Here is a 2,090-nt window from a genome sequence, read left to right on the forward strand (position 1 = left end):
CGCCCGCGCGCTCGGCGATTCGCGTGGTCAGCTCGGCGCTCGCCGAGGCGGCGGCCACGATGCGGTCCACCGACTCCAGCGCCGCCCGCGACAGGTCTCCCACACCCGCCAGCCGCGCGGAGCCCTGCTCCATCCGCTCCAGCGCCGACCCCATCTGCCCCCGCACCCCGTCGACCATGTCGCGCGCCTGCACCGCCGCGCGCTCCGTGTCGTCCGCCAGCTTCCTCACCTCGTCGGCCACCACCGCGAAGCCGCGGCCGTGCTCGCCCGCGCGCGCCGCCTCGATGGCTGCGTTCAGCGCCAGCAGGTTGGTCTGCTCGGCGATGGCGCGGATGGTTTCCACGATGGTCGCGATCTGCCCCGAGGTCCCCGCCAGCGCCGCCAGCTCGCGCCCCTCCTCGTCGACGAAGTCGCGCAACGTCACCAGCCGCCCGATGGCCTCGACGATGGCCCCACGGTTCTCCGACGCCAGGCGCCGGGTGTCGCGGCTGGCGCCCGCCGTCTCTCCCGCGTCGCCCGACATGGCGTCGGCCGAGCGCGCCAGCTCTTCCGTCAATCCCAGTCCGTACGCCGTCCGCCGCCCCTGGTCGGCGATGCGCTGGCGGATGTCGGCCGCGGTGGCGGCAACGGCCTGGCCGCTTTCGCGCAGGCTGGAAAGCCGTCCCCCCAGCGTGCGCAGGGCGCCGTCCATCTCGCGCGCGCTTTCCGTCATCGGCCGCACCAGCCCATCCAGCTGAAGCGCCAGGGCCAGCTGCCGCGAGAACCGCTCGATCAGGCGCAGCTCGGCCACGCCGTACACCTCGGGACGGTGGTGCCCCACCTCCAGCAGCCCCAGGGCATTGCGGCCGTACGACAGCGGGTGGATGACCAGGGAGCGCACCGGCACCGAGGCGGGCACCCGTCCCTCGCGTGCCGTGTCCGCCGAGATGAACGGCTCGCCCGAACGGAACACCTGCAGCCGCACGGGATGCAGCTCATCCAGCCCCTCGGGGTCGGTGGCCAGCGGGTGCACCAGCACCAGGTCGCCGCCGCGCACCGAATAGACGTGAAGCCAGCTCCACTCGATCAGCCGCCCCGCCATCTCCTCGATGCGCGCCATCGACTCCGTCAGCGGCATCCCCGCGGTGATGACGGCTTCCATCGCCGCCACCTTGCGCAGCTCCTCCGACGAGATGGCCTCGGCCACCAGCATGCGGGCCAGCAGCCCCGCGAAGGCCACGAAGACGATCATGGCGAAGGTGCCCCACGACCGCGAAACGGCGAACGCCGCCGCCACGCCCAGCGTGCCGATCACCCCCAGCACCGCCGAAACGATCTCGTAGCGCAGCAGGACGTTGCGCTCGGAGGTGGTGAGCTTGCCGCGGAAGAGGAGCGAGAAGTAGAAGAGGCCGCGCGACACGAAGAAGTAGGCCAGGAAGTAGGCCAGCAGCGCGGGGAGTCCGTCGATGGAGAGCGCGGGAACCAGCCCGTCGCCCGGGGCGGGCGCCGGAAGGCCCGCGGAGCGCGAGGACAGGGCGTACACGCCGGCGCCGGCCGCCGCCGCGAGCGCCTCGCGCCCGGCGTTGACCCCCGCGGGAAACCACAGCTTGCGCCGCCCCAGGTCGCCCGCGGCCGTGCCGGCCCAGGCGGCCACCACCGCCGCGGCCGGCTGCCCCAGCAGCGTCAGCGCGCCCACCGGCACCACCGTCATGGTGACGTAGGCGAACTTGGAAAGCGGCACCGCGCCCTGGCGCAGCGCCGCGACGGACACGATCCCCGCGAGCGCCGCCCACAGCGGCGCTGACCCGGAGCCCCCGACCAGGGCGACGGCGGCCACCAGCGCGGCGCCGCCGCCCAGCGCCAGGAGCACGCGGGCGTACATGGCGAGCACCCGCCCCGCGCGGAGAGCGGCCTGTGCGGGAGCGTTCACGCGGCGCGCGCTCCGTCGACCGCCTTGCGCAGCGCCCGCACGAAGGCGAGGCCCTCGTCCACCCCGCCCGTCCGCAGCGTTTCCACCAGCGCGCTCCCCACCACCACCCCGTCGGCCACGCGCGCCACGGTGGCCGCCTGCTCGGGGGTGCTGATGCCGAAGCCCACGGCCACGGGCACCG

General features: G+C 74.7%; 2 protein-coding genes. Both read right to left on the reverse strand.

The annotated features are described in order from the left end of the window. Nucleotides 1–1,909, reverse strand: a 1,909-nt coding sequence (locus tag VIB55_RS18330) for a methyl-accepting chemotaxis protein (RefSeq protein WP_331878117.1), incomplete at its 3' end; no start/stop codon positions are given. Then, nucleotides 1,906–2,090: tryptophan synthase subunit alpha (locus VIB55_RS18335; RefSeq protein WP_331878118.1), on the reverse strand; the 185-nt coding region annotated here is incomplete at its 5' end. The genes VIB55_RS18335 and VIB55_RS18330, both read right to left, overlap by 4 nt.

The organism is Longimicrobium sp., from assembly GCF_036554565.1.
Taxonomy (GTDB): Bacteria; Gemmatimonadota; Gemmatimonadetes; order Longimicrobiales; family Longimicrobiaceae; genus Longimicrobium.